3 protein-coding genes are annotated in these 1,409 nt (G+C 69.7%); all 3 read right to left on the reverse strand.

From position 1 onward, the window contains the following. Nucleotides 1-591: Rpn family recombination-promoting nuclease/putative transposase (locus AC5LSR_RS11270; protein ID WP_493468424.1), on the reverse strand; the 591-nt coding region annotated here is incomplete at its 3' end. Nucleotides 592-672: 81 nt separating this feature from the next. Beyond that, entirely contained in the window at nucleotides 673-888 is a 216-nt protein-coding gene (locus AC5LSR_RS11275) for a flavodoxin (protein WP_493468425.1), read from the reverse strand. Between the two features lie 171 nt (nucleotides 889-1,059). Next, nucleotides 1,060-1,409 (reverse strand): hypothetical protein (locus AC5LSR_RS11280; protein WP_493468426.1); only part of this gene is annotated, 350 nt, incomplete at its 5' end.

Genomic DNA, 1,409 nt, shown 5'->3' on the forward strand with positions numbered 1-1,409 from the left:
CGCCAGCCGAGGATTCCCCGGGGCGATCTTGAGAAGGAGCAGGGTGAGCCGCACCGAGTGGGTCAGCGACCGCTCCCGCAGCTCCCGTTCGTCGACACGGACCAGGTCGTCGAGGAGGAACTGGAACCGGGGCAGGTACTCCCGCCAGGCGTCGGCGAGGTCCGGGGCGAGGTCGACCAGGTCGAGCACCTGGGCCGGCGCGGTCCACGCCTGCTGGTTGTGGTGCACGACCAGCGGGACCACCGCCGGCAGCCGGGTCGCCTTGGGATGATCGACCAGGTAACGGTCCCAGACACGTACGACGTAGCGCAGCATCCGGAACGCCATGAGCGGGTCGTTGCTGCTCTGGTGCTCGATGAGGACGTAGACGAACGCCTCACGGCCGTCGAGCGGGGCGGTGAAAAGCAGGTCGGTGTGCCGCCACCGCAGCGTGGCGTCGACCAGGCTGCCGGGGACTGGTGTCAGCCGGTCGAGGTCGAGCCGGGCGACGAAGGCCGGCGGCAGCGTCGCGCGCAGTTGCGACGCCGCGTTCGACGGCGCACCGAGGATCCGGCGGAACATCGCGTCGTGGGGCGTGGACGGACTCGACACGGCGACACCGTACAGGCGAACACCGACATCCGGGACGGCGCCGCACGCCAGGATTCGATCCACACAGCCACGGAGGCGGCCTCAACCGGCCGCCAGGCTGGCGGCGACGGTGGCGCCGAACTCCCAGCAGGCCTCGCGCGCGGCGGCGTCCGCCTCGCCGATCACGGTGAGCGGCCCGCGCAGGCGCTTCCACTTCAGGCCGGTCGTGATCGTCGCGACGCCGCGGACCGCGCCGGTCGTGTCGCTGTTGCCATGTACGTAGAGTGCGTACGGACGACCAGTCGTCGCCTCAAGCACGGGATAGTAGATCTGGTCGCAGAACGTGCAGAAAGTCGCGTGCGTCGCGCGGTCACGCCGCGTAGAACACTTGTTCGCCGCCGCGTCGCGGCGAACCTTTACGGACGCGTGAGGGACCTCGATGACCGACTCGCGGCGTGCCAGGGTCGGGCCTCGCGGTGTGCCTGCAAGTCAGCGGAGGAACTGGTCGAGGCTGTCGACGGTCAGGACGCGGGCGGTCCAGACCCGGAGCTGGTCGGCGGAGCCGTTCCGCACGGTCGTGAGCACCGCCTCGGGAAGCGGGCCGAACTTGAGCGTCAGCAGCTGGACCAGCGTGTCAGCACGGCCCTCGACACGGCCCTCGGCGCGGTGCAGCTCGGCGATGGTCATATATGCCTCCTCCGCGTCAGGCCCAAGAGCGATGATCAGATCACGCAGATGATCACGGGTCTCCACCTCCCCGACCAACTCAATGTAACGCAGGAGGGCGGCGAACTCCTCCCTGCCGTCAGGGCCGTCCAGGACCGCGCGCAACTCGTCCG

It is taken from the genome of Protofrankia sp. CiP1_Cm_nod4, assembly GCF_982290645.1.